Below are 24,979 nucleotides of genomic sequence, written 5' to 3' on the forward strand. Positions count from 1 at the left end.
CATCCCCTGGGGGATCAGTTTACCACTGCGAGGAAACTTTCCACTTGGCGATCAGTTCGTTCAGCGACCCATCGTCCTTCATCGTCTGGATTGCCGCGTCGAACTTGGCGCGCAGCTCACCATCCGATTCGCGGATGCCCATGCCAACGCCGCCGCCAATGGCTTCCTTGCGCTCCAGCATCACCAGACCATCGGTGCCCGCCACGGTGTCAAGGAAGCTCTGGTCCGCCAGAACCGCGTCCGCTTCGCCGTTGCGCACAGCCGCCACGGTTTCTTCGGGGGTGGCGAATTCGATCAGGGTCCAGCCCTGTTCAGCGATAAAGGCCGCCTGGATGGTGGTCGCCTGCGCCGCGATCACGCCGCCTTCAACGTCCAGGCCAGCGTCCATGGCGACATAGGCCGACGGATCCGGCGGGGTGTAGGCCTGGGTAAAGTCGATCACCTCGTCACGCTCATCAGTGATGCTCATGCCGGCGATGATGGTGTCATAGTTGCCGCTGACGAGGTTCGGAATGATCGAATCCCAATCGTTCTTGACCCATTCACAGGTCAGCTCGGCGCGTTTGCACAGCTCGTCGCCCAGCTCGCGCTCAAAGCCGTCGATCTCGCCCTTGTCGTTGACAAAGTTCCACGGCTCATAGGCCCCCTCGGTGCCCATGCGCACCACGTCGGCTGACGCGATACCGGCAACAAGTGCCAGCGCAGCCGTGCTGAGGATCAGTTTCTTCATAGTTTCACTCCCACTAGTTTGGTTCTTGTTTAATGTGCAGCAGTGGCCGACAGGAATCCCTGCAGCCGTTCGGTCTTCGGCGATCCGAACAGGGTCGCCGGGTCGCCTTCTTCTTCGATCTTGCCCTGGTGCAGGAACACCACGTGATCACTCACGTCATGGGCCATCTTCATGTCATGGGTTACGATCAGCATGGTGCGGCCCTCTTCCGCCAATGCCTTGATAACACGCACAACCTCCTGTTCCAGCTCCGGGTCCAGCGCCGAGGTCGGCTCGTCAAACAACAGCGCTTCGGGCTCCATGCACAGGGCGCGCGCAATGGCCGCCCGCTGCTGTTGGCCCCCGGACAGCTGCGCCGGGTAAACGTCATGCTTGTCCGCAATGCCCACCTTGTTGAGATAGCCATGGGCGGCCTCTTCCACTTCGGCCCGGTCACGGCCCAGAACGGTCAGCGGCGCTTCCATCACGTTTTGCAGAATGGTCATGTGGGACCACAGGTTGAACTGCTGGAACACCATCGACAGGTTGGTGCGAATGCGCAGCACCTGCTTGGCGTCCCCAGGGTGGCGGTCACGGCCCTGGCCACTCCACGTCACCGGTTCGCCCTTGAACAGGATTTCGCCCTGCTGGCTGTCTTCCAAAAGGTTGGCACAGCGCAGGATGGTCGACTTGCCCGATCCCGAAGAGCCGATCAACGAAACGACATCGCCGCGATGGGCCGTGATATCCACACCCTTGATGACCTCAAGGTCACCGTAAGCTTTGTGCAGATTGCGAATTTCCAGAACGGGGGTTGTGTCAGACACGATTGGCAGGCTTCTTTTTATTGCGATCCGGACCCCATAAGGGGCGAAAAAATGACCAAATGCAACTTGCAAAACGGGTGACGCGGGTGGAGATCGGCCAAAGTGGAAGGTTTGCCTGCCGATTTGGCACCCATTTGCCGGATCAAAGCGCCTCGGGGGGCGGTGGCGTGGGCACCGCCAGATAGGTGCTTGGCGGGATCTGAACCAGCCCCTGCAATCCCAGGGTCGCCCGGTCCGCATCACTCATCGCGCCAATGGCGGTGCTCAGCGCGGCGCGGATTTCGGCCGGGTTCTGCCTAGGGCCGGTGATATAGGGCAGGGTGGGGGTCGCCTTGGTGCGCCCCAACACATGCAGCTCGCTTGCAAAATCGTCATAGCGCCGGATCAATTCCCAGGTCAGCACATCCAAAGATGCAAAGCTGGCCTGTTTCTCGGCAACCGCCCGTGCCGACAGGTAATGCGCTCCGGACTGCAGCCGTTTCTCAGGCTTTAAACCCATCTCGGCTAGATGCGACACCGGCGCGGCCCAACCCGATTGTGACTGCGGTTCATTATAGGCAAAGACCCCACCGCAAAGCTCGGCCAGCGTCGCCTGCGCCTGATCCTTGTGGCAGATGAGCACGCTATAGTAGTGCCCCGCCGGGCAATCGGGAAAGCCATAGTCGGGTGTCGCGACCAGTTGCACCTGCCGGTGCAGCCCCAGCCGATAGGGCATGCCGCAGGTCTGGGCAAAGATCAGCTCCGGGTCGGTCCAGATGTCAAAGAAATCCCGCTCGCGCTCCAGCGTCCGTGGCCCAAAGCCCAGCTCAAACCGCATGCTCGACCACAGCCGATCATTGGCCTCGCGCGTCTCGGGACGGTCATACATGCCCAGCATGGCGGTCATGCGCGGCTAACCCTCTGGCGCGCCAACGCGCTGTCACGGTCGTTGATCCCCAAAAGATTTGCCGCCAGCCGCACCACCGCATCCTCTTCGGCGTCGCGCACCCCGTCAGCCAGCACCACGCGCCACAAGGCTTCGATCACGCCGATACGCTCCTCATGCGGCACCGCATCCTTGATCTCGCGGGTAAAGCGCACCGTATCCGGCGCAGTTGCTTCTACCTCTTCCCCCTCGCGCCGCAACGCCGTGGCCTCAAAGGGCGAGAGCCCGTAGCGCCCCATCAACACCTTGTCGATCTGGGCGGCCTCATCGGTCGAGTACACCTCGTCCGCCCGCGCAATCCGCACCAACAGCGCACACAGCGCCAACCGCTCGTCGTCAGCACTCAGCCCCGCATTGGCGCCTTCGGTCAGTCTCTTGAAAAACCCTGCAATCATCTCACTACCCGATCTAGGCGCCACGGCGCCAAAAACAAACCCCAGCCATGTCTGACTGGCCAAATACCCGGGGTGACTTGGGGGCACGAAGGGCAAAGCCCCCGACTGCCCTCAATCCCTTAAACCGGCCGATCTTCGGGACGTATGCCAAAGATCTTTTCGATCTCCAACAGGGTCTCGTCCTCTTCCGGCGCATGGTCGCCATCCGCCATGATCACCCGCCACAACGCCCGGATCATCTCGAGCCGGTGCGGATAGTCCACGGTCTGACGAATGAGCAGCGCAAAATCCGGCGTGCCGGGCGCCTGGGCCTCAAGCTTTTCACAGGTGGCCCGCATCTTGGCAGCCTCAATGGGGTTGAGGCTGAAACTGTCGGCCAGGATACGGTCGATCTCGCCAATTTCCACCGCGTCATAGTGATTGTCCGATTTCGCCACCCGCACCAGGAGCGCCCCCAGCGCCAGATGCTCGTCAGGTTCGGGCAGGGACGGGGCTTCGCGCTTGCCGCGCAACCGGTTTATCAGGCTTTCAAACATCAGCCGTCATACCCTTCGACGATCACCAGTTCCCCATCGGCCACCGGCAGGCGGATCGCCTTGGCCGCCTGGTAGCCGTCGCTGTGATAACAGTCCAGCGCGGCCTGATAGCTTGGAAATTCGATCACCACATTGCGCGAGCGCGCCTCGCCCTCGACGGCCTCATACGCCCCGCCGCGGGTCAGAAACCGCCCGCCGTATTCTGCAAAAGGCGCGGCATTGGCTGCTACGTAGTTCTTGTAAGTGTCCAGATCCTTTACGTCGATCCGCCCGATCCAATAGCCCTTGGCCATGTTCCTCTCCCCCGTGTTTTTGGCTGCTCAAAACAGCATGAGATCAATCTGGAAGAGGATATCGTCCAAGGCAACCCCTCCCGGGTCGGTATTGGTGATGACAATGCCCGCGACCAAAGGGCCGCCGGTCACGCGGAACCCATGCTCGCTGACACCTTCACCCGGAGAAATCACCGCAACATCAAGGGGATACCCCTGTCGCGTAAAGGTCTGCACCCGCACCTCACCTCGCACAGAACTGTTGCCCAACGGGCGCGCGTAATCCGTGTGCAGTCGAAAGCCAAAGGCCCATTGATCGCTGTCAAACACCACCGCCAAGGCGCCTTCGCCGCGCCCCGAGAGACGCTCGAACCCATGCGGACCCAAAGGCAGAACCGCGTTCGAGCCAAACCCGCGGTGATAGGCCACGGACAGGTTCTGGCCCGGTGCACCGGGGCGGATCGCCAGGGGGCGGTGGCCATAGGCATGCCCCAGCGCATCATGCGGCGTGCCATTTCGGCCCGGAAGGTGGCGAATGGACTGCCCGGCAAAATGCTCGCCCAGCCAGGCGCCGGCCACGCGGATCGGGTGGTCCAGATTGAACCCCGGCTCAGCGCGCCGGGGCAGGGTCTCAAAGGTGATCGTGCTGCTGAGGTCGCGTTGCAGCTCCGTGTAGGGCACCGGGGTGATCTCGGCATGAAGCGGTGCGGCAAGGGCAAGGCAAAGACAGGTCATGAGGCGCATGATCTGCACGCTAGTCAATCGCAGCGACTGGGGAAAGGGCAGGTGCCTGCGGCGCGAGTATTTTTGGCAAAACGAAGATTAGGGCTGCAACAGGCTCAGGATCGCCGCCTTGTCAAAGCGCAGATTGTCCAGCGCGATGCCCTCCGGGTCCTTGTTGGTCAGGATCAGACCGGCGATGTCGGTCTGTTCATCGGCGCGCAGAAAGCCATGGCTGGTTTCCGACAGGGGGCCGATCACATGGGTGTCGATCACGCGCCCGTCCCGGGCCAGAAAGCTCAGCGTTGCCATCCCTTGTTCGCCGCCCCGAATGTCGAGCGCGATCGCGCTTTGGTCGTAGTCAAAGATCACCGCAATGGCGCCTTCTCCCACGGCTTCGGTCTTGGGAAAGCCGCGCGGCCCGTGGCCCTGCAGGACCGAGGTGCGCATCAGCCGCAGGATGCCCAATGCCTCGCCGGGGGCGCCGGGGACAAGTGTCAGCGGGGCGCGGGCCGGGCCGGGCACCACGTCGAAATCGCCGTCGCTTTCCAGCGGCTGGCCGGCAAAGCGCTCGCCAAAGCGGGCTCCGTTTTGTTCAAGGATGCCGTCGATCTTGCGCCCGACGCCAAAGCCCGAAGGCAGGTCGTCAAAGGTGATGTGGCGCGACAGCATCAGGCTGTCGGCAGGTACGCTGCAGACCGCGCGCTCGCAGGCCAGCGCGGGCAGGGTGGTCAAAAGCGAAAAGCAGAAGGCAAAAAAGCTGCGCATGGACACCATCCTAACGCAGCTTTTGATTTTCGCAAAATCGCAGGCCAAATACCCCGGCCAGGGTAGGTCGGACAATCTTGTCCGACTTACGGGGCGTGACCTAGGGCGCGTCTAGACCAGGCGCGAGTTGTCTTTTGCGGCGCGCACAAAATCCTTGAACAGCGGGTGCGGATCAAAGGGTTTCGACTTTAGCTCCGGGTGGAACTGCACGCCGATGAACCACGGGTGGTCTTTCCATTCGACGATCTCGGGCAGGCGGCCGTCCGGGCTGAGGCCCGAGAACTGCAATCCGCAGGCTTCGAGTTTTTCGCGATAGGTCATGTCGACCTCATAGCGATGGCGGTGACGCTCATCGATGGCGGTGGTGCCATAGACGCCGGCCACTTTCGAGCCTTCGCTCAGCACCGCATCATAGGCGCCCAGGCGCATGGTGCCACCCTTGTCGTCGGTGGATTTGCGCTGCACCTTGGCGTTGCCCTGCACCCATTCTTTCAGGTGATAGACCACAGGCTCAAAGCGTTTCCCACCAGCTTCGTGGTCGAACTCTTCCGAGCCCGCCGAGGTGATCCCGGCGACATTACGCGCGGCTTCGATCACCGCCATCTGCATGCCAAGACAGATGCCGAGATAGGGCACCCCGCGTTCGCGGGCAAACTGCGCCGCCTTGATCTTGCCTTCGGTGCCGCGTTCGCCAAAGCCGCCGGGCACCAGGATGGCGTCATACCCTTCCAGATAGGGGGCGGCATCGTCATTGTCGAACACCTCGGCGTCGACCCATTTCACGTTGACCTTGACGCGGTTGTGCATGCCACCGTGGGTCAGCGCCTCTTTGATGGACTTATAGGCGTCCTCGAGCTGCGTGTATTTGCCGACAATGGCGACATTCACTTCGCCATCGGTGTTGTACAGGCGGTCGGATACGTCTTCCCATGTGCGCAGGTCGGGTTTCGGCGCAGGCGCAATGCCAAAGGCGTCCAGCACCGCCTGATCCAACCCCTGACGGTGATAGGCCAGAGGTGCTTCATAGATCGATTTCAGATCATAGGCCGCCACAACGGCCTCCTTGCGCACATTACAGAACAGCGCGATCTTGTTGCGTTCTTTCTCGGGGATCGGTTGCTCAGAGCGGCAGACGAGGATGTCGGGCGCGATCCCGATGGATTGCAGTTCCTTGACCGAGTGTTGCGTTGGCTTGGTCTTCAACTCGCCTGAAGCTGCCAGATAAGGCAACAGCGTCAGGTGCATAAAGATACACTGGCCGCGGGGCTTGTCATGGCTGAACTGGCGGATGGCTTCAAAGAACGGCAGCCCCTCGATGTCGCCAACTGTGCCGCCGATCTCGCAGAGCATAAAGTCGACCTCATCATCACCGATGTTGATAAAGTCCTTGATTTCGTTGGTGACGTGGGGGACGACCTGAATGGTTTTGCCAAGGTAATCGCCACGGCGTTCTTTTTCCAGAACCGTGGAATAGACGCGGCCGGATGAGACGGAATCGGTCATCCGCGCCGGAACGCCGGTAAAGCGTTCGTAGTGGCCCAGGTCCAGATCGGTCTCGGCGCCATCGTCGGTGACAAACACCTCGCCGTGTTCAAAGGGCGACATCGTGCCCGGATCAACGTTCAGATAGGGGTCCAGCTTGCGCAGCCGTACCGTGTATCCGCGCGCCTGCAAGAGCGCGCCCAAAGCTGCGGACGCAAGGCCTTTGCCCAACGACGACACAACACCACCTGTAATGAAAATATACCGCGCCATCGGCTCGCGATCCCCCGTGAATTTTCGTCTGCTCTTCAGCCATTTTTAGGTGCCCACACGCAGTGATTCGGTTCAGAATCTACGGCAGCATCACGGGACTTGAGTCTTACAAGATTCGCCACAACTTGGCAACCGGACCGCAAGATGCTGTTGCGGCCAGATTGGCAATCTCAAACTGTGGGGTGAAAGGGCCGAACCGGCCCGATCCGCGTCGATCAGTCGGCGCGTGGCACCAGCGGCGTGTCGCTGGTCGTGGGCGGCAACAGGTCCGATGCAGGCTCGTCGGTGGTCTCGGTGGCGGTCGGCTGATCGCTCAGACGGTCCAGAACCGAACTCCCGGCCGAGTTGTTGGCCGCAATGATCGTCAGGGCGATCGAGGTGCAGATGAACGCAATCGCGAGAATCCAGGTGACCTTGCCCAATGCGGTTGCAGCCGCGCGGCCCGAGATGGCGCCGCCGCCACCGCCGCCCATACCCAGACCGCCCCCTTCCGAGCGTTGCAGCAGCACGACGCCAATCAGCGACAGCGCAAGAAGAAGGTGGATGATAAGGACAACGTTTTCCATAAGGACCCGCAAGCATTCGGTTGGTTCAGCGCGCTATGTAGGCAAGTTTGCTCCGGGGGGCAAGCCGGTTTCGCGGTGCAGGCGCCGCTTGGTCCAGCATATCTGCGGCGATTTTCGCGCCAGCCACAGCGCAGCCATTGGAAATCACCGGTTTGGGCGTGAATTGCCCGGAACGTCCCTAGTCTGACACCGGCTCAAAACACGGCAGATAACTCTCTCGCGCGCTATGGGCTTCACCGACTTTCTTGAACTCCCCGGCCTTCAAGGCTTCAGCGACGGCCGCCAAGGCACGATCAACCGGGTTCGGGTCATCGACATGGCGGTAATTGCTGTCAAAAAAGATCATGTGCCCCGGCGCCCAATAGCCTGCCCCGGTGCGGGCACCAACAAAGGCCGACAGCGCCAGCCACTCCGCCTCGTGCAGGAAACCGCTAAAGCTGACCGCATGCCAGATGCTGGCCTTGGTCCAGTTCGGAAGAAAGGGCACCAGGTCGTTCTCATGCTGAAACCGATAGGTTTTGGCATCCAACCCCGAGGCCCTGTAGCCTTTGGCAAAGGCCTCATCCACCGAGACCGCCGGGGCATAGGCGTAGACTTCGATCTTCCCCTCCAGCTCGGGCCATGTCTGATGCACAAGGGCCGCCAGCAAATAGGTCATGGCGCCGCCCTTGCTGTGCCCGGTGATCAGAACCCCCTTGGGCGCGCGGTCCAGAATTGCACCCAGTTGCGCCTCGATCCACGGCCACAGCTCTTGCGCGGCCTCGGCAAATCCGCGTTCCGCGTGGCCCAGATGCGCCTTGCCCATCACCCATTTCAGCGGGCGCATATGGGCGTCGTTGACCCAGTCCTTGACCCACTCCATGACGTTGTGGTGGCCCAGTGTCGGTGGCAAGGTGCCGCGCACCGCAACCACCGCATAGCCGTCTTCGGTCAGCCCCACGAGGCAGCCGTTGATATGGTCTTCGCCTGAACAGACAAAGGCGGGCACGTAGGTGTCCGGCCCTTCCACGAAACCCACCTCGGCCTGAACCTTGGCATCCACGTCGTATATGCAGCCGTCGCCGTTATCGACCTGTCGCAGCACCTCTGTGCCTGCGTCTGACGGGTCTTCCTGGTGATGGATGTGATAGGCGCACAGGCTGGCATTCATCATCCGGCGCGCCATTTTGTGGTCTGCGATCATGTGGTCGTCTCCCTGACGTGTCACGCCGTCTTGGGTCCATCATGCGGGCAGATGGCACAGGACGGCCAGAACACAAGCCTCAGAGGCGTTGGTCTCAGAGAGCTTTGGTGAACAGATCAAAACCCTAGCGCAGAATACATCTTTCGTCCAACGCAGCGTAGGTCGGACAATTTTGTCCGACCTACAGGGACGGAGACAACCCCAACCGTTCAAACTGTTCTTCGGGCGTATCGGCGTCGCGCATCAGCCCCGCCATCAGCGCTTGCATCCGGGCCTCAAGCGTCAGATCGTCCAGCTCTGCCACCTGACCCGGATCCGCCGCCGTGTCCCACAGCATCGTGTCAAACTGCCGGTCCCGCGCCACCCAGGTGACGTTCTGGATCTTCATGGTCTGCGCGCCCTTCATAAAGGAAAACGGCGGCGCCAGCGTCATCTCGGCAAAGTCCTCAACCGCAAAGGATGCCCGCATATGCGTCGGCATCAGCGTGTATTGATAAAGCGGCTGATTGTCCTCGCTCTGCGGCGCACGCATATAGACATAGCGCCCGTCCGTCACGTTGACGTGCCCCCCGTGCATGCCAAAGATCGCCGCATCGCGCACCGGTTCATCCCGCGCAATCACGTCCGCCAGATCCTGCCCGATCATGTCCCCGGTCGGCTCCTGCCCAAAGAACCGCAAGAGGGTAGGCGCGAGGTCAATCGACGGCTGCACCAGCGCTTGCCGCCGCTCACCCTTGGCGCCAACTCTCGGGTCCCAGATGAAAAACGGCGTATTGGCGATCTCCTGGTATATGGGCATCGACATCTTGCCCCACCAGTCATGCTCGCCCAAGAGGAACCCGTGGTCGGTCCAGACGATCAGCATCGTGTCCTCCCACAGCCCCTTGTCGTCCATCATGTCCATGACCTGACCCAGGTATTCGTCGCACATGCTGACAAGCGCGGCATATTCCACCCTCAGGTGTTTGTTTTCTTCCGGATGCTCCGTGGTGCGCGCATACATCGGCCAGTCGAACATCGGCCCGTCGTAAGCCTCGTAATGCTCTTTGTAGAGCTCTTTATAGCGGTCCAGCGTGTAGAACGGCTCGTGCGGATCAAAGGTTTCGATATGCAACATCCAGTTGTCGTGATCGGCGTTCTTGTCGATGAACTGCAACCCGTCCTTGAAACATCGCGCCTGCGGCTGGTTTTCCTCCACGTTCATGAAACCGCGATTGACCCAGTCCTGCCGTGTCAGATAGCGCAGCCTCTGCATTGAGGCGTCACTCTCTTCCGGAAAGGCCTTCTTATAGGCCTCAAACACCTCGGGTTCCGAATAGATGCCGTTCTTCCCAAAGGCGCCTTTTGGAATGTCCGGCTCGTTCAGGTCGCCAATCCACGGATCGCCCTCTTGTCCACGCCAATAAGCCCACGTGGTGTAGTGGGTGTGATAGTTCAGCCCGCCATCTTCAAAGTAATGGTTGTGATCGGTGGTCAGATGCGTGTGCACGCCCGCGTCATTCAGCATCTTGGGCATCGAGTCATCAAACGGCTCCAAAGGCCCCCAGCTGCGATGCAGGAAATTCGGCCGCCCGGTGTGCCAGTCCCGCCGCGCCGGCATGCAGGGCATCGAACAGACGTAAGAGGTGTCAAAGGTCACCGCCCGATCTGCCAGCCGCTGAAAGTTCGGCGCATGCACCCAAGTGTTGCCATAACAGGGCAGGAAATGGCGGCTTAACGTGTCGAACATGACGACAATGGCTTTCATGCTGATCTCTCCTTGGGCGGCCTGACGTCCAGCGTGACCCTGTGGGCGACGGACATTTTCGCGAGCAGCCTAGCCGCAGCACAGCCATTCTCAAATTCCAGAAATTCTCCGGTTTTCCCTGCACAAAAAGTTATGCAAAAGAACGGGCCAAAAGACAGCTGGACAACAGGTCCGCGTCATGGCCCGGTGATCGGTGGCGCGGCTCTCCCAGATAATACCCAAACCCGGTCTTCAGATCGTGCCGCGTCAAGGCAACCAAAGATCCCTTCTCCAGATGCGCCCCGACAAGCGCCCGACTGCCCAGGACTACCCCTTCGCCCCGCAATGCCGCCTCGACCGCCATGGCATAGGACGAGAACACCACCCGGGGCACAAAGGGCGCGCAACCCGGCGCGGCCCAGTCGAGCCAATCCTGCAGGGTGACGCTGTTGACGCCCGAGCGGCTATAGTCCAGCAAATGCAGGCCCGGCAGGTCCTCAGGGCGCAACGCCTCCGGGGCCTCAGACAATCCGACGCGCGTTAGATAGAGGGGCGCCGCCACGGGGATCAGCACCTCGTCCAGCAGGGGCGTAAGCCGCCATTCGGGATGTGTCCCCTTGGAAAACACGATGGCAAGGTCGCTCTCCGACTGCGCAAGCTCGCTCAGATTGTCCGTCGTGGTCAGCTTGACCGACACCTCTGGATACGTGTCGTGAAAGCGATGCAACACAGGCCCCAGCCACAGGTGCGAAACGGCAGCCGGTGCAGCCAGGGTGACAAAGGTCTCAGGGGCGGTTGCCCCCAACTCGTCCAACTCGGTCCCAAGATACGCCAGCGCGGTCTGCACCCGGACCAACAGCCTCTCTCCCTTGGCCGTCAGGGTCAGCTGCCGCCCGTTGCGGCGATATAGCTGAAACCCCAACATGTCCTCCAGATGCTTGATGCGCCGGCTGACCGCAGCCTGCGTGACCGACAGGTCCCGCGCCGCCGCGGAAAAGCTCATCAGCCTGCCGGTGGCTTCAAACACCCGCAATGCATCCAGGGACACCGTTTCAATCAACCGTCGTTTCATGACTTATTCTTCAGGGAAACCAGCGCCCAAGTCCAGCGCCATGCATCCTCAGAGCGCCTCGGCCCCGGACCCTGACCCCGACCAGAGTGTGTTGCCAAAGCGTTTAACCCGCAAAGCCCGCCAGTTTTTCCCCGGAACCAGAACTTGCCTCTCGAAACGCGTCCCGCGATCACGCTATCCTGCCCGCATGACCGAGCCCAACCACTTTGACGCCCACAAACCCAAGGACATCGCCGCGCTGATCGAGACCGCAGGCGTGGCCAAGGCGCATCTGCCGCTGGTGCAGATGTTCGTGCTGGCAATGCTGGCCGGGGCCTTTATCGGTTTTGGCGCGGCGGCTTACTCGATGACCATGGCCGGGGTGGACGCCACACTTGGCCCGGCGCGCCTGCTGGGCGGGCTGGTGTTCTCGCTGGGCCTGATCCTGGTCATCATCGGCGGGGCCGAGCTGTTCACCGGCAACGCGCTCATGGTCATGGCGGTGGTCGACGGCAAACTGCCGCTGCCGCTGCTTCTTCGCAGTTGGCTTGTGGTTTATCTTGGCAACCTCGTCGGCGCCGTCGGCCTTGCCATCGCCTTTGGCCTCACGGGTCTTCTGGACGGCCCCATGGGCACCGTCGCCGCCACGATTGCCGAGGCCAAGTCCACCCTGTCGCCGCTGCACGCCTTTGTGCGTGGCGCGCTTTGCAATGCCCTAGTGTGCCTCGCGGTCTGGCTAACCTTTGCCGCGCGCACCGTGGTGGGCAAGATTTTTGCCATCCTCTGGCCGATCACCGGCTTTGTGCTCCTCGGCCTCGAACACTCGATCGCCAATATGTATTTCTTCCCCCAGGGCTGGCTCGCCGGGGCCGATACCGCGCCGATGGGCGCCATCAGCAATCTCATCTGGGTCACGCTGGGCAATATCCTCGGCGGGGCAGGCGGCGTCGCACTGGCCTATTGGGTCGCCTATCGGGGCGGCGTGAGGACATAGCTGGCACGTCACCCGTCAGGACACGGCTAAGGTGGCCCCACCCCCAAAGGGCGCAAACCCTCTGGACATCCTCGCCACGTGTGCCAATCTCCCCCCATGCCTCATGACACCCACGACCACCCGCACGCCCTTCTGCCGCCTGATCCTGCCCTCAGGGTTCGCGCGCTCGAGACCATTCTCACCGAAAAAGGCCTGATTGATCCCGCCGCGCTGGATGAGATCATCGACACCTATGAACATAAAATCGGCCCCCAGAACGGCGCCAAGGTGGTCGCCAAAATGTGGACCGACCCGGCCTTTCGCGAGGCCATGCTGACCGACCCCATGCCCTTGCTGGACGAGATGGGCTTTTACGGCCGTCAGGGCGAGCATATGGTCATCGTCGAAAACACACCACAGGTGCATAACGTCGTCGTCTGTACGCTCTGCTCCTGTTACCCATGGCCGCTTCTTGGCATCCCGCCCGGTTGGTACAAATCCGACGCCTATCGCGCCCGCGTGGTGCGTGAACCCCGCGCGGTTCTGGCCGAGTTTGGCGTCACCGTGCCCGCCGACAAAAAGGTCCGCGTCTGGGACTCGACCGCCGAAATCCGCTACCTCGTCGTGCCCGAACGCCCCGCAGGCACCGAGGGCATGACCGTGGCCGAGCTGGAAAAGCTGGTCAGCCGAAATTCCATGATCGGCACGGCGCTGGCGACGGAGCCGACGACATGAGCCGCGTGCACGACATGGGCGGGCGCTACGGCGACGGTGCGATCAACCCGAAGGATGACGCGACCTTTGTCGAAGGCTGGCACGCCCGCGCGCTGGCGGTAACACTCGCCGCCGGGGCGCTTGGCCAATGGAACATCGACTATTCCCGCCATGCCCGCGAAACCCTCTCGCCCAAGGATTACGCCCGGTTTTCCTATTACGAAAAATGGATGGCGGGTCTTGCTGACATGCTGGTCGCCAAGGGCATCGTCACCCGCGAAGAACTGCAATCGGGCCACGGGGCAGGGCGCTCAGACCTCGCAGACCGTGTCCTGCGTGCCGAGGCCGTGGCGGGTGTTCTGGCCAAGGGCAGCCCCTACCAGCGCCCCGAGGCCCCCGCCGCCACCTTCACCCCCGGCGACCGGGTGCGGACCCGCCGTCCGGCCCACAACCTCCACGTCACCGGCGGCCACACCCGACTGCCGTCTTATGCCGCGGGTCTGTCGGGCACGATTGTCCTTCGGCACGGCGCCCATGTCCTGCCGGACGCCAACGCCCATGGCCTCGGCGAAGCGGCCGAGCCGCTTTATGCTGTCGCTTTCCCGGCCCGTGATCTCTGGGGGGACGAGGCATGCGCACAGGACGAGGTTGTCCTCGACCTCTGGCAAAGCTACCTGGAGCCCACAACATGAGCTGCCCCGATCCCGTCTTTGAAGCCCCCTGGCACGCCCAGCTTTTTGCCCTCACCGTGCACCTGCACGCACAAGGCACCTTTGACTGGCCCGCATGGACCGAAGCCTTTGGCGCGACACTTGCTGAACACCGCCTGTCGGGTGACCTCAATGGCGGCGATGATTACTTCACCGCCTGGCTCGCCACGCTCGAGCGTCTGCTCGACGCCAACAACATGGCCCCTCCCGCTGCGGTCGAGGCCACGCGGGATGCCTGGAAACAGGCCTATCTTTCGACGCCGCACGGGGACCCGGTGCGCCTTTCGTGATGCCGGCCAGCACTTCATTTCGCCAAAAATACTCCGGGGTGAATTGGCCGCAGGCCAAGAGGGGCAGCGCCCCTTAGCGTCGCTGACCTGGTCGGCGCTTTCCTGTGTCTCCCCTGCACATCCGGGGGCGTCTTCGCCATCGTGCGCAGGCAGTGAAACCCCACCCCGTCAAAAACGGCGCAAAACCGTTAACAAATTCGAAAAATTCCCAAAGTGACCATGTTGTACAACATGGAGAAACCCGCCAAAAAATGTTGTACAACTTGGAGAGTCGCCCCTCAAAAAGATGTACAACATGGTCAAAGAGTCAGTTGTCGACGTTGTCCATGTCGACCTGCCCGGACAGCATCCGCCGCACAATCGACCAGCTCAGACCAATGCCCAGAACAATCGACAAGGCCAGAATGGCGATCCAGGTGTTGAGATCAGGATTTTCCAGGTTGAGCATGCCCCAATCATAAAGCACCCACACCAGCGCCGCGACCACCGCCAGCACAAGGAACATGCCAAATCCGCCGATAGAGCGCAGCGTGGCGCGCAGATAGATGATGTACCAAATCACCAACAGCAGGCCCAGAAGCACCGCAAGTGGTTGTTCTTCCACGTAATTATCCATTGTCCAGCGGACATAATTCCACTGGGTCGGATTATATGTGAGGGCCAAAAGCATAAAAGCAAAGACCCACCGCAGCAACAAACTCATGTCACCCTCTTGCCCATTTACACTGGTTTGCGAAAATTTCGCGCTTCTGTCCAGTGCTGCGGCGAATTTGCGGTTTCGCGTCGCAGGCAAGATCGTTACAAGGACGCGGGTTTGACGTCATCAAAAAGGAACCGTCATGGCAAACGTCGTCGTCGTAGGCGCCCAGTGGGGCGATGAAGGCAAAGGCAAAATCGTGGACTGGCTCAGCGAACGTGCTGATATCATTGCACGATTCCAAGGTGGCCATAACGCCGGTCACACCCTTGTGGTTGATGGCAAAGTCTACAAGCTGCACGCGCTGCCTTCGGGTGTGGTGCGGGGCGGCAAGCTGTCGGTTATTGGCAATGGCGTGGTGCTGGACCCCTGGCACCTGATGAAAGAGATCGCGACCGTGCGCGCGCAAGGTGTTGAAATCTCACCGGAAACCCTGATGATCGCGGAAAACACACCGCTGATCCTGCCGATCCACGGCGAGCTGGATCGCGCCCGCGAAGACGCAGCCTCCAAGGGCACCAAGATCGGCACCACCGGTCGCGGCATTGGTCCCTGCTACGAAGACAAGGTTGGCCGCCGCGCGATCCGCGTTGCCGACCTCGCCGATGACGCCACCCTCGAAGCGCGCGTTGACCGCGCCCTGCAACACCACGACCCCCTGCGCAAGGGATTGGGCATCGAACCCGTGGATCGCGACGCGCTTGTGGCCCAGTTGAAAGAGATCGCAGTACAGATCCTTCCGTTTGCCGCTCCGGTCTGGAAGGTGTTGAACGAAAACAGAAAATCCGGAAAACGGATTCTGTTTGAAGGGGCACAGGGCGCGCTCTTGGATATTGATTTCGGCACCTATCCTTTTGTCACCTCGTCCAATGTGATCGCAGGTCAGGCGGCCACAGGCGTCGGCATCGGCCCCAACTCGATCGACTTTGTTCTGGGCATCGTCAAAGCCTATACCACCCGTGTTGGCGAAGGGCCGTTCCCGACCGAACTGGATGACGCCGACGGCCAACGTCTGGGCGAACGCGGCCACGAGTTTGGCACCACCACCGGCCGCAAACGCCGCTGTGGATGGTTTGACGCGGCCCTTCTGCGTCAAACCTGTGCCACCTCCGGAGTCAGCGGTATCGCATTGACAAAGCTGGATGTTTTGGACGGTTTCGACAGGCTGAAAATCTGTGTCGGCTATGATCTCGATGGCAAACGCCTCGACTATTTGCCTACTGCCGCAGATCAACAGGCCCGCTGCACCCCCATCTATGAAGAGATCGACGGGTGGAGCGAATCCACCGAAGGCGCGCGCAGCTGGGCGGACCTGCCGGCCAACGCGATCAAGTATGTGCGCCGCGTGGAAGAGCTGATCGACTGCCCTGTTGCGCTGGTCTCGACGTCGCCGGAACGCGAGGATACGATCCTTGTGACCGATCCTTTTGCGGACTAAGGAACCTACCTATGGCCCTGACATATAAAGCAAAACGACGCTGGGCGCTCGTGATCCTGTTGCTGGGCCTGCCGATTTACATCGTGCTGGCGGTGACGCTTGTGAATGTTCTGAACCGCCCCGGTATTCTGATTGAGTTCCTGATCTATGTCGGGCTTGGCCTGGTTTGGATCCTGCCGTTCAAGAACATTTTCAAAGGGATCGGGCAGGCTGATCCGGATGACCCGGACCAGACCCGGTTCAAAGACTGAGAAAATGGCGCGCCTCACTTGGGCGCGCCATTTTTCTTTGTAAAGTGAGGTAACGCATGGCCAAAGCCGTTGTTCTGGGCGGATCGGGTTTTATCGGCATGGCCTGCGCGCGGGCGCTTGAGGCCGAAGGGTTCGATGTGGTCAGCCTCAGCCGTTCGCGCCCTCTGGGGTGGGGCGGAGAATGGATTTCCGCTGATATTTCAAAGCTTTCCGATGCCGAATGGCAGACCCTCATGCGTCACGCCGATGTTGTTGTAAATGCCGCCGGGGCGCTACAGGACGGGGCGCGGGATTCACTTGAGCGGGTCCATGTACATGCCGTGGAGCGTATGGTGCGCGCGCTGCAGGGATCGCCCGCACGCGTGGTGCAAATCAGCGCGGCCGGGGTCGACGCACAGGCCGACACGCATTTTTTCCGCACCAAGGCCCTTGGGGACAACACCCTCATGCAGGGCCATGACAACTGGGTTGTCCTGCGTCCGGGCCTGGTGATCGGGCCAGAGGCCTATGGCGGCACCGCGTTGCTGCGGGCGCACGCCGGGTTTCCCGGCATATCCTGGCGTTTGTTTGATGCGGCGACGATACAGACCGTCTCGTTGGCGGATGTGGTCGGGGCTGTTGTGGCCTGTGCCCGCGGGGATGTGCCGTCCGGTCTGGTGGCAGAGCTTGCAGAGGATACGCCCCATGAGTTCGCAGAGCTCTCCGAGCAGGTTCGCCGCTGGCAGGGGTTCACCGCGCAACGAATGGCAGCGCCCATGCCCGGGCCTCTCTTGAGGCTTCTGGCGGGTTTTGCAGACGTAGCAGGGTGGCTTGGGTGGCGCTCTCCCTTGCGTTCAACGTCATTGCGCGTGATGCAGGCCGGTATTCATGCCGACGTGTCGAACTGGCAAAAGATTTCTGGTAAGCGCTTGTCATCTTTGGAGGAAACGCTGTCCAGCCTGCCGGCACATACGCAGGAACGGTGGTTCGCCCGCATGTATCTTTTGCTGCCGCTCACTATTCTGGTGCTGAGCGTCTTTTGGCTACTCTCCGGGCTGGTGGGGGTGATGCAGACCAGCGCCGCGATAGAGGTCTTGGTGTCGCGGGGGCAGACAGAGTCATTCGCGCGTGTCGCTGTTTTGGGCGGCAGTTTTCTCGACATTGGTCTTGGCGCTGCCATCCTATGGCGGCGATGGGCACGCGCGGCGGCTGCGGGAATGCTGTTGGTGTCCTTTGCGTATTTGGTGGGGAGCCTGCTGTTTGCGCCGGACCTGTGGCTTGACCCGCTGGGGCCGATGGTCAAGGTTTTGCCATCGATGCTTGCCGCACTTATCCCTTTGATGTTTCTTGAAAAACGATGATTGAGTATTGGGACATCCTGCGGTTTGCGCATGTGATCGGGGCTTGTGTGCTCTTGGGCACCGGCGCCGGAATCGCGTTTTTCATGGTTGTGGCACAGCGCAGCCAGGATCCGGCGGTCATCGCACATGTTGCGGGAACCGTCGTGATCGCAGACGGCCTGTTTACGGCCACGGCGGCGGTTTTTCAGCCCCTCACCGGCTGGCTCTTGGCACGCGAGGCTGGCTGGCCGCTGTTGGAAGGCTGGGTCTTTTGGGCGATTGGTCTTTACATCGTTGTCGGGGTGTTCTGGCTGCCGGTGGTGTGGATACAAATCCGATTGCGGGATATGGCGCGGCAATCGCGTGATGCGGACACTGTCCTGCCCGATGCCTATCATCAGCTCTATCGCATCTGGTTTGCCTTTGGATTTCCCGCCTTTGCTGCGGTTCTCGGCATCTTATGGCTGATGCTGACCCGCCCAACACTGTGAGCAATAGCAAAAAGAAAATGGGGCCGTGTGGCGACCCCATTTCTGTCTTGTGATGGTTTATGCGCTTAGCCGAAAGCGCGATCCTGGGGGCGGAAGCTGATTTCATCCGAGGCCGTAAAGCGGCCGCCCGAGACCTTGGTGATTTTGTTCTCACGCAACAGCTGGCCAAATCCACGCAGGCTGTCTTCGCGGCTGAAATCGCCATCGCCCATCCCTTGCGCCATCCGAACGATCATGGGACGCGAGAAAACATCGAGTTTCTCAACAAAGGTGAGGTAGGCCGCAGCTGCTTCCAGGATCTCTGTCAAATCATGGGCACCAACGGTTTCGGCGAACTCGGCAAAGCTGCCGATATCCTGGCCGACCGGGGCGGCTTCCGCGCGCTCATTCCGGTCGGCAGCCGAGACACGGCGCGGACGAACAGGGGCGCGCGGTGTCTCTTCTGGCATCTCTTCTGCCTGGGCTTCTTCGGCGTCGTCCACACGCTGTTCGGCCACCAATTTCAACGGTGGTTGGGCTGATGCCTTCTTGGGGGCGTCCGAGGCCGACGGGCGCATGACGCTTGCAAGATCATCGCGATAGGCCTCGGTCACATCCTTGGGCTTATCGGACTCCTTGGCAGCCTTTTGCTCGGCCTTGGTTGCGGCAACGGCCGCGCGCAGATGGGCAATCGCCTGGCGGCGGCGTGAGCCATCAGGCTCTTCCATCTGGCTGTCAGTTTCCTGCAGCAGGCGCGCGACGTCCGAGTCACTCTGGCCCGAGGCATCGATCAGATGGCGTCCACGCTCTGAGCGCTGGGGCACATCGTCCAAGTCTGAGTCCATGTCTGCGCCGATGGCTTCAACCGGCTCGTCATCATCCATATCGCCGTTGAGTTCTGCTTCGACCTGGGCAAGTTCAGCCAGGAGGTCAGCTTCTTCTTCGGCGCTGAGGCTGCTTGTGCGGGCGTCTTCGCCATCGTCTTCAATCACTTCTGCTTCGAGCAGACCGGTATCCACGGCAGCCTCGAGATCAGTCTTCTTCATGCGGATGACACGGGCGCGCACAGGCTGAATCGCGGTGGTTTCCGCGGCCTCTTCCTGAACGTCCTCTTCCGAAACTTCTGCATCCATTGCTGCTGCTGCGGCGGCCATGTCACCGTCCAGCGTCAACACAGGTTCGACGTCTTTCGGCGCTTCGGCCAACAGCGGCTCGGCGTGTTCGTCTTCGGAGAAATCGTCGGCATCGGGCTCGGCGCGCGATTTGGAGACCACGGCACGGATGCGCTGCAGTTTGGCGGCAATACTGTCGGCAGGCGGTTCTTGCGCCGGCTCAGGCTCAACAAATTCCGCTTCTGCGCTTTCGTTGTCTTCTGCTGCGTCTTCTTCCGATGCCTCAAGAATATCGGCGATCATGGTGTCGTCCGGAGAGTCCTCGTCTGGCGAAGCGTCTTCTTCTTCAGCCACTTCGACAACCTCGGTCTCCATGATCTCGGCATCTTCGATTTCGTCGTCGACCTGTTCAGAAGGGGTGTCCTCGGTGGCTTCGACCTCGGTCAGGGCGACGATCTCGGTCTCGTCGTCGCTGTCTGCCTCGGTAGTTTCTTCCACGTGGGACTCTTCTTCCACGTGAGGCTCTTCGGCCTCATCAATGGCCTCTTCGTCGGTGGCCACGGCTTGAAGAACGGACGCGGTGACATCAACGACTTCCGGTTCGGCATCGACCTCGGGGGCTTCTTCGGAAACCTCCTCTGCATCCTCTTCGAGAGCATCCTGCTCAAGAGGGGCGGGCTGCGCCTCTTCGGCGACCTCGGGCTGCGCGTCTTCCTGAACCGGTGCGTTTTCCGGGGTGGCATCGCCTGCGCTCAGCACAATGGCGCCATGCTCGGTGCGTGCCTGGACCCGGCGCTCAATCTCGCGTTCAGCGATACGTGCCAGCATTTCTGCATCCGGGGTCGGGGGTTCGGCCCCGAAGTAACGGTCGTCGGCTGCCAGATCGCGGAAGTATTCTGCGATGGCTTTCATTGTGTCGAACGAGTCGTCGAATCCCTCAAGGGTGCAGGAGAACGTCCCGTAAGAGACTGTCAAAACCTTATTATTCGTAACCATTATCGCGGGTCCTTTGCACTACTCAACGGAGTGTTTACCACGGGAGGCAAGACAAAAGCTGACCGATTCTGTGAAAGTCAGCGTATCATTTAGTGTCCAGAATGTGGCGAAAAACCCTTTTGGGCCGAAAACAGGGGGTGTTGGTGGCTATTGTTCACGATTTGGAACCAATCACGCTGATTGGCGGAGGACTGGTTCGAGAGAGCGATTTGACAGACTGCCTGACCCTGGCACCAAGGTTGGTCGCGGCCGATGGCGGTGCGCTGCAAGCCTTGGATTTCGGCGTGATGCCCGAGGCCGTCATTGGCGATATGGACTCTGGTCATGATGTCGAAGACCGGGGTGTGCCCCCAGAGGCCCTGCACCGGATCGACGAGCAGGACAGCACCGACTTTGACAAGGCGCTTCGTAACATTGACGCGCCACTTGTGTTGGGGGTGGGCTTTGCCGGACGGCGGATCGATCACGAATTGGCCTGCTACAATGCCTTGCTGAGACATGCAGATCGACGCTGTATACTTGTGGGCAGTGATGATGTGGTTTGTCTGTGCCCCCGCAAGCTGTACCTGCCGCTAGAGGCCGAAACGCGGGTGTCCCTGTTTCCTCTGGCGCCCGTCACCGGCCGATCAGATGGGTTGGCGTGGCCCATCGAGGGCGTGCAGTTTGCCCCGGACGGAGCCATCGGAACCTCTAATGCCGCCAAGGGACCTGTCACTCTGGAAATCGACGCGCCGGGGCTATTGCTGATCCTGCCGCGCGTGGCCCTGTCTATGTTGGTTAAGGCACTTCTGGAACAGCGCGGCTCATGGTTCGCTCGCGCAGAACAATATAGAGACCCGCAGCAATCGTGATGCAGATCCCCACTGCCGCGAGGCCATCGGGAAGATCGGAAAACAGAACCCAGCCAATCAGGGTCGCAAAAGGGATTTCCAGATACTGCATCGGTGCCAGAGTGGCCGAGGGCGCATAGCGTAAAGACCATGTCATCAACAGGTGGGCGAACGTGCCGAGAACGCCAATAAACAACAGCAAGCTCGCAGTAGAGGTATTCACGCCCACCAATTGCAGCTCAGGCAATCCCATCGTGTCGCCCAATACCAGGAGCGGCAGGATAAAAACCGACGCCATCGTACCACTCACAGCCTGAAGGCTGATTGGATCGGTTTCTTTGGCGATCTGTCGCGTAATCAGCATGAACAGTGAAAACACCACGGCAACAACCAGTGGAAGCAGGGCAGGCAGGCCGACTTCGGCAAAGCTGGGCTTGATGACCAGCAATGTTCCGATGAACCCCACCACACAAGCCATGATGCGGCGGCTGCCGACCTCTTCACCCAGAACCATCTTGCCCAGCAAGAGCATCAGGAACGGCATGACAAAGGCGATGGCCACGGCATCGGCGAGCGGCAGGTACCGCAGGGCGGTGAACATGGCTCCGATACCGATGATATGCAAAAGGGTGCGCAGCACGGTCAGGCGCAGGATACGGCCACGCATCATCCAGGGACGTGCTGTCAGAAAGACGACCGGAAACAGAATAAGAGCCTGAACGCCAAAGCGAACGAGCAGGAGTTGGCCCAAGGGGACCGATTGCCCAAGTATTTTTGCGACCGCATCTCCCAAAGGGGCAAGAATGCAGAAGCACAACATGAGCATGATACCGAGAAGAGGGCGATCCTGAGCCATGCGGGCAGGCTAGGCTGGATCGCATTCGGGTGCAATCGCCTTATGCGTGTATTCCCTTACGTAAGTGTAAAAAAAACGGGCCGGTGCAAAGACCGGCCCGACAGGGAGTGAGCCCGGCGCAAAGGAATGCACCGAGCATCGGGGAAAACGTGGCTCAGATCGCGAGGTACTCTGCGCGCAGTTCTTCGTTTGACAGAACTTCGTTGGCTGAACCGTCAAAGACGATACCGCCAGTGTCGAGGATGACGGCACGGTCAGCCAGCTCCAACGCCCGGACAGCGTTTTGTTCCACAATGATCGTGGTCATGCCCTGTTCCTTGATGAGGCGCAGAGTCCGTTCGATCTCGTCGACAATCACCGGTGCTAGGCCCTCATAGGGTTCATCCAGCAAGAGCACCTTGATGTCGCGCGACAGGGCGCGCGCAATGGCGAGCATCTGTTGTTCGCCGCCGGAGAGGGTCACGCCCTCTTGCTTGCGGCGTTCACCGAGGCGTGGGAAGAGTTCATACAGGCGTTCGAGCGACCAGCCGATCGGCGGGGCAATCTGGGCCAGTTGGATGTTCTCTTCTACGGTCAGGCCGGGAATGATACAGCGATCTTCCGGGACCAGACCGATGCCGACGGCTGCGGCTTCGTAGCTTTTCATCATGTGCAACGGCTTGTGATCCAGCCAGATCTCGCCATGTGTCACCTGCGGGCTGTCCATGCGGGCAATCGAGCGCAGGGTCGAGGTTTTGCCTGCGCCGTTCCGGCCCAGAAGAGCGAGAATTTCACCTTCGTGCACGTTGAACGAGATGTTTTGCACGATGTAGCTTTCGCCGTAGTAGCTTTCCATGTTCCAGACGGAGAGGAAGGCGGGTGCGGTTTCCGCGTGGCTGTGACCTTTGGAGAAGTCGGGTTTCACGTTCATCTGATTTCTCCTTTACGCCGATTCACCCAGGTACGCTTCGCGCACCTTGGGATGGCCCTTGATGTTTTCCGGATCGTCCTCGACCAGTGGGGTGCCCTGGGCCAGCACGGTGATGCGCTGCGCAAGGCTGAACACCACATGCATGTCGTGTTCGATGATGGCGATGGTGATGTCGCGCTCATCGCTGATCTGTTTCAGCAGGTCGATGGTGTTGTTGGTGTCGGCGCGCGCCATGCCTGCGGTCGGTTCGTCGAGCAGCAAGAGACGCGGTTCCTGCGCGAGACACATTCCGATCTCGAGGCGACGTTTGTCGCCACGAGACATCGAGGCCGCGTGCATGTCACGCTTGTCGGCCATATTCATGTCGACCAGCATGGCTTCGGCTTTTTCCACGATGTCCTTTTCCGACATCATGTTCTCGATCGCGTGCATGCGGAATGACCCGTCGCGCTTGGCAAAGCAGGGGATCATCATGTTTTCCATCACCGAGAGATCGCCAAAGATCTCTGGGGTCTGGAACACACGGGAGATGCCCATCTGGTTGATCTCGTAAGGCGTGCGCCCCAGTACCGACTGGCCGTCGAACATGACGCTGCCGGTGTCGGGGATCAGCTTGCCCACGAGACAGTTGAGCAGGGTGGATTTGCCGGCCCCGTTGGGACCGATGATGGCGTGAACGCTGTTTTCCTTAACGCTCAGGTTGACATCGCCCAGGGCTTGCAGGCCACCGAACCGTTTGCCAACGTCTTTGACTTCAAGAATACCCATCAGTCACTCTCCTAATTCAGCAGGTTCGGTTTTGGGGCCGGTGTCTTTCGACTTGCCGCGGGATTTGATCCACTTGCCAATGCGCTGTCCGCCTTCGACCAGACCACCGGGCAGGAAGATCACGACCAGCATGAACAGGATACCCAGAGTAAGGTGCCAGCCTTTGCCGACAAAGGGGTGGATGAGGAAGACCACGAAGTCTTCGAGGCCATCAGGCAGGAAGGCGAACCACTGATGAAGCACGGCATCGTTGATCTTCGAGAAGATGTTCTCGAAGTACTTGATGAAACCTGCGCCCAGAACCGGACCGATCAGGGTGCCGGTACCGCCAAGGATGGTCATCAGAACAACCTCGCCCGAGGCGGTCCACTGCATGCGCTCGGCACCTGCCAGCGGGTCCATCGCAGCCATCAGGCCACCGGCCAGACCGGCATAGGCACCCGAGATCACAAAGGCAGCCAGCGTGTAGGGGCGCGGGTTCAGACCGGTATAGTTCAGACGGGTCTGGTTTGATTTGATCGCGCGCAGCATCATGCCAAAGGGCGAGCGGAAGATGCGGATGGCCAGATAGAACACCGCCAATAGCACGACTGCACAGAGATAGTAGCCTGTGTTAAAGTCAAACGCCCAGGGGCCGACGTTCATGGTGTAGGTGCTGTTCATGTATAGTCCGAACAGATGTGGGAAATCCTGCATGCTGTCGGGGTGGAACATTTGCGGGTCATTAGGATAGACCTGCAGGCCGGTTTCACCGTTGGTCAGGTTGAACTTGGGGTTCGACAGAACAGAGTAGGCCAGCGCGAACATCATCTGGGCAAATGCCAGCGTCAGGATCGAAAAGTAGATCCCTGAGCGCCGCAAGGACACATAGCCCATCAGCACCGAAAACACCGCTGCAACGATCACGGCCAGGATGATGGCGGGCACTACGTTGTAAGTGAAGAGCTTAAAGATCCACACTGCTGCGTAAGAGCCGACACCCAGAAAGGCTGCGTGACCGAAGGACAGGTATCCGGTCAGGCCAAACAGGATGTTGAACCCGATGGCGAAGATCCCGAAGATCACGAAGCGCTGCATCAGGTCGGGATAGCCTGCGTTGAACTGCGCCATGGCGCTGTCGCTCGGAAAGGGGTTGAGGAAGAAGGGTGCAAACATGGTCAGCACCGCAACTGCGATAAGAAGAGTCGTGTCTTTCTTGTTTAGTCCAAGCAT

General features: G+C 60.5%; 28 protein-coding genes. 9 read left to right on the plus strand and 19 right to left on the minus strand.

Going from position 1 to position 24,979, the window contains the following annotated elements; translation table 11 throughout:
• Nucleotides 1-19: 19 nt before the first annotated feature.
• The 13 genes from EK369_RS16085 to EK369_RS16145 all read right to left on the minus strand — a co-directional run bounded on the left by EK369_RS16085 (nucleotide 20) and on the right by EK369_RS16145 (nucleotide 11,454).
• On the minus strand, nucleotides 20-730 hold the full coding sequence (locus EK369_RS16085; RefSeq protein WP_127115284.1) for a transporter substrate-binding domain-containing protein: 711 nt from the start codon (nucleotides 728-730) through the stop codon (nucleotides 20-22).
• Between the two features lie 29 nt (nucleotides 731-759).
• A complete protein-coding gene (locus EK369_RS16090) occupies nucleotides 760-1,536 on the minus strand; it encodes an ABC transporter ATP-binding protein (RefSeq protein WP_127115285.1) in 777 nt (258 codons plus the stop codon).
• A 142-nt stretch (nucleotides 1,537-1,678) separates the two neighbouring features.
• Nucleotides 1,679-2,422 (minus strand): phosphate/phosphite/phosphonate ABC transporter substrate-binding protein, encoded by a 744-nt coding sequence (locus EK369_RS16095; protein ID WP_127115286.1) that lies wholly within the window; start codon nucleotides 2,420-2,422, stop codon nucleotides 1,679-1,681.
• Complete coding sequence (locus EK369_RS16100) at nucleotides 2,419-2,856, minus strand: tellurite resistance TerB family protein (RefSeq protein ID WP_127115287.1); 438 nt, start codon at nucleotides 2,854-2,856, stop codon at nucleotides 2,419-2,421. The genes EK369_RS16095 and EK369_RS16100 overlap by 4 nt, the downstream gene beginning before the upstream one ends.
• 119 nt (nucleotides 2,857-2,975) lie before the next feature.
• On the minus strand, nucleotides 2,976-3,392 hold the full coding sequence (locus EK369_RS16105) for a tellurite resistance TerB family protein (RefSeq protein ID WP_127115288.1): 417 nt from the start codon (nucleotides 3,390-3,392) through the stop codon (nucleotides 2,976-2,978).
• The gene (locus EK369_RS16110; RefSeq protein WP_127115289.1) at nucleotides 3,392-3,685 is read right to left on the minus strand and encodes a DUF1330 domain-containing protein; all 294 of its coding nucleotides are present in this window, start codon (nucleotides 3,683-3,685) and stop codon (nucleotides 3,392-3,394) included. Before EK369_RS16110 ends, EK369_RS16105 begins: the two co-directional genes overlap by 1 nt.
• 27 nt (nucleotides 3,686-3,712) lie before the next feature.
• A complete protein-coding gene (locus tag EK369_RS16115) occupies nucleotides 3,713-4,408 on the minus strand; it encodes a hypothetical protein (RefSeq protein ID WP_127115290.1) in 696 nt (231 codons plus the stop codon).
• A gap of 78 nt (nucleotides 4,409-4,486) precedes the next feature.
• Nucleotides 4,487-5,152, minus strand: a complete 666-nt coding sequence (locus EK369_RS16120) for a hypothetical protein (RefSeq protein ID WP_127115291.1) — start codon at nucleotides 5,150-5,152, stop codon at nucleotides 4,487-4,489.
• A 111-nt stretch (nucleotides 5,153-5,263) separates the two neighbouring features.
• A complete protein-coding gene (gene pyrG / locus EK369_RS16125) occupies nucleotides 5,264-6,907 on the minus strand; it encodes a CTP synthase (RefSeq protein ID WP_127115292.1) in 1,644 nt (547 codons plus the stop codon).
• 215 nt (nucleotides 6,908-7,122) lie between these two features.
• A complete protein-coding gene (gene secG / locus EK369_RS16130) occupies nucleotides 7,123-7,473 on the minus strand; it encodes a preprotein translocase subunit SecG (RefSeq protein ID WP_127115293.1) in 351 nt (116 codons plus the stop codon).
• Nucleotides 7,474-7,651: 178 nt separating this feature from the next.
• Entirely contained in the window at nucleotides 7,652-8,656 is a 1,005-nt protein-coding gene (locus tag EK369_RS16135; RefSeq protein ID WP_127115294.1) for a lipase family protein, read from the minus strand.
• A gap of 181 nt (nucleotides 8,657-8,837) precedes the next feature.
• Nucleotides 8,838-10,403 carry a sulfatase gene (locus EK369_RS16140; protein ID WP_127115295.1) on the minus strand — a complete coding sequence of 522 codons (1,566 nt, stop codon included), beginning with the start codon at nucleotides 10,401-10,403 and terminating at the stop codon, nucleotides 8,838-8,840.
• Nucleotides 10,404-10,533: 130 nt separating this feature from the next.
• On the minus strand, nucleotides 10,534-11,454 hold the full coding sequence (locus EK369_RS16145; RefSeq protein WP_127115296.1) for a LysR substrate-binding domain-containing protein: 921 nt from the start codon (nucleotides 11,452-11,454) through the stop codon (nucleotides 10,534-10,536).
• Nucleotides 11,455-11,641: 187 nt separating this feature from the next.
• On the opposite strand from EK369_RS16145, the gene EK369_RS16150 reads away from it, so the two are divergent.
• The 4 genes from EK369_RS16150 (at nucleotide 11,642) to EK369_RS16165 (ending at nucleotide 14,120) form a co-directional block, all read left to right on the plus strand.
• On the plus strand, nucleotides 11,642-12,427 hold the full coding sequence (locus EK369_RS16150) for a formate/nitrite transporter family protein (protein WP_127115297.1): 786 nt from the start codon (nucleotides 11,642-11,644) through the stop codon (nucleotides 12,425-12,427).
• A 96-nt stretch (nucleotides 12,428-12,523) separates the two neighbouring features.
• The gene (nthA, locus tag EK369_RS16155; RefSeq protein ID WP_127115298.1) at nucleotides 12,524-13,141 is read left to right on the plus strand and encodes a nitrile hydratase subunit alpha; all 618 of its coding nucleotides are present in this window, start codon (nucleotides 12,524-12,526) and stop codon (nucleotides 13,139-13,141) included.
• Nucleotides 13,138-13,812, plus strand: a complete 675-nt coding sequence (gene nthB, locus EK369_RS16160) for a nitrile hydratase subunit beta (protein WP_127115299.1) — start codon at nucleotides 13,138-13,140, stop codon at nucleotides 13,810-13,812. The genes nthA and nthB overlap by 4 nt, the downstream gene beginning before the upstream one ends.
• Nucleotides 13,809-14,120 carry a nitrile hydratase accessory protein gene (locus EK369_RS16165; protein WP_127115300.1) on the plus strand — a complete coding sequence of 104 codons (312 nt, stop codon included), beginning with the start codon at nucleotides 13,809-13,811 and terminating at the stop codon, nucleotides 14,118-14,120. Before nthB ends, EK369_RS16165 begins: the two co-directional genes overlap by 4 nt.
• Before the next feature lie 307 nt (nucleotides 14,121-14,427).
• On the opposite strand, the gene EK369_RS16170 is transcribed toward EK369_RS16165, so the two are convergent.
• A complete protein-coding gene (locus EK369_RS16170) occupies nucleotides 14,428-14,823 on the minus strand; it encodes a DUF6524 family protein (protein ID WP_127115301.1) in 396 nt (131 codons plus the stop codon).
• 136 nt (nucleotides 14,824-14,959) lie between these two features.
• Between EK369_RS16170 and EK369_RS16175 the strand changes: the two genes are divergently transcribed.
• The 4 genes from EK369_RS16175 to EK369_RS16190 are packed head-to-tail and all read left to right on the plus strand — an operon-like array spanning nucleotide 14,960 to nucleotide 18,316.
• Nucleotides 14,960-16,255: an adenylosuccinate synthase gene (locus tag EK369_RS16175; RefSeq protein ID WP_127115302.1), complete on the plus strand. Its 1,296-nt coding sequence runs from the start codon at nucleotides 14,960-14,962 to the stop codon at nucleotides 16,253-16,255.
• Between the two features lie 11 nt (nucleotides 16,256-16,266).
• Nucleotides 16,267-16,506, plus strand: coding sequence for a DUF2842 domain-containing protein (locus tag EK369_RS16180; protein ID WP_127115303.1), 240 nt, complete (start codon nucleotides 16,267-16,269; stop codon nucleotides 16,504-16,506).
• 56 nt (nucleotides 16,507-16,562) lie between these two features.
• Complete coding sequence (locus tag EK369_RS16185; protein ID WP_127115304.1) at nucleotides 16,563-17,846, plus strand: SDR family oxidoreductase; 1,284 nt, start codon at nucleotides 16,563-16,565, stop codon at nucleotides 17,844-17,846.
• On the plus strand, nucleotides 17,843-18,316 hold the full coding sequence (locus tag EK369_RS16190) for a DUF2269 family protein (RefSeq protein ID WP_127115305.1): 474 nt from the start codon (nucleotides 17,843-17,845) through the stop codon (nucleotides 18,314-18,316). The genes EK369_RS16185 and EK369_RS16190 overlap by 4 nt, the downstream gene beginning before the upstream one ends.
• A 65-nt stretch (nucleotides 18,317-18,381) precedes the next feature.
• Here the strand turns inward: EK369_RS16190 and EK369_RS16195 are convergent, their stop codons facing one another.
• Entirely contained in the window at nucleotides 18,382-20,403 is a 2,022-nt protein-coding gene (locus EK369_RS16195; RefSeq protein WP_127115306.1) for a prolipoprotein diacylglyceryl transferase, read from the minus strand.
• Between the two features lie 143 nt (nucleotides 20,404-20,546).
• Here EK369_RS16195 and EK369_RS16200 point away from each other — a divergent pair, with 143 nt between their 5' ends.
• A complete protein-coding gene (locus EK369_RS16200; protein ID WP_306461219.1) occupies nucleotides 20,547-21,254 on the plus strand; it encodes a thiamine diphosphokinase in 708 nt (235 codons plus the stop codon).
• Here EK369_RS16200 and EK369_RS16205 read toward each other — a convergent pair.
• The 4 genes from EK369_RS16205 to EK369_RS16220 all read right to left on the minus strand — a co-directional run bounded on the left by EK369_RS16205 (nucleotide 21,181) and on the right by EK369_RS16220 (nucleotide 24,979).
• On the minus strand, nucleotides 21,181-22,089 hold the full coding sequence (locus EK369_RS16205) for a DMT family transporter (RefSeq protein ID WP_127115308.1): 909 nt from the start codon (nucleotides 22,087-22,089) through the stop codon (nucleotides 21,181-21,183). The two genes, EK369_RS16200 and EK369_RS16205, sit on opposite strands and share 74 nt — an antisense overlap.
• A gap of 154 nt (nucleotides 22,090-22,243) precedes the next feature.
• Complete coding sequence (locus tag EK369_RS16210; protein ID WP_127115309.1) at nucleotides 22,244-22,999, minus strand: ABC transporter ATP-binding protein; 756 nt, start codon at nucleotides 22,997-22,999, stop codon at nucleotides 22,244-22,246.
• 12 nt (nucleotides 23,000-23,011) lie between these two features.
• Nucleotides 23,012-23,767 carry an ABC transporter ATP-binding protein gene (locus tag EK369_RS16215; RefSeq protein WP_127115310.1) on the minus strand — a complete coding sequence of 252 codons (756 nt, stop codon included), beginning with the start codon at nucleotides 23,765-23,767 and terminating at the stop codon, nucleotides 23,012-23,014.
• A 3-nt stretch (nucleotides 23,768-23,770) separates the two neighbouring features.
• On the minus strand, nucleotides 23,771-24,979 hold the full coding sequence (locus EK369_RS16220) for a branched-chain amino acid ABC transporter permease (RefSeq protein WP_127115311.1): 1,209 nt from the start codon (nucleotides 24,977-24,979) through the stop codon (nucleotides 23,771-23,773).

The sequence above is a fragment of the Shimia sediminis genome (assembly GCF_003990645.1).
Lineage (GTDB): Bacteria > Pseudomonadota > Alphaproteobacteria > Rhodobacterales > Rhodobacteraceae > Shimia > Shimia sediminis.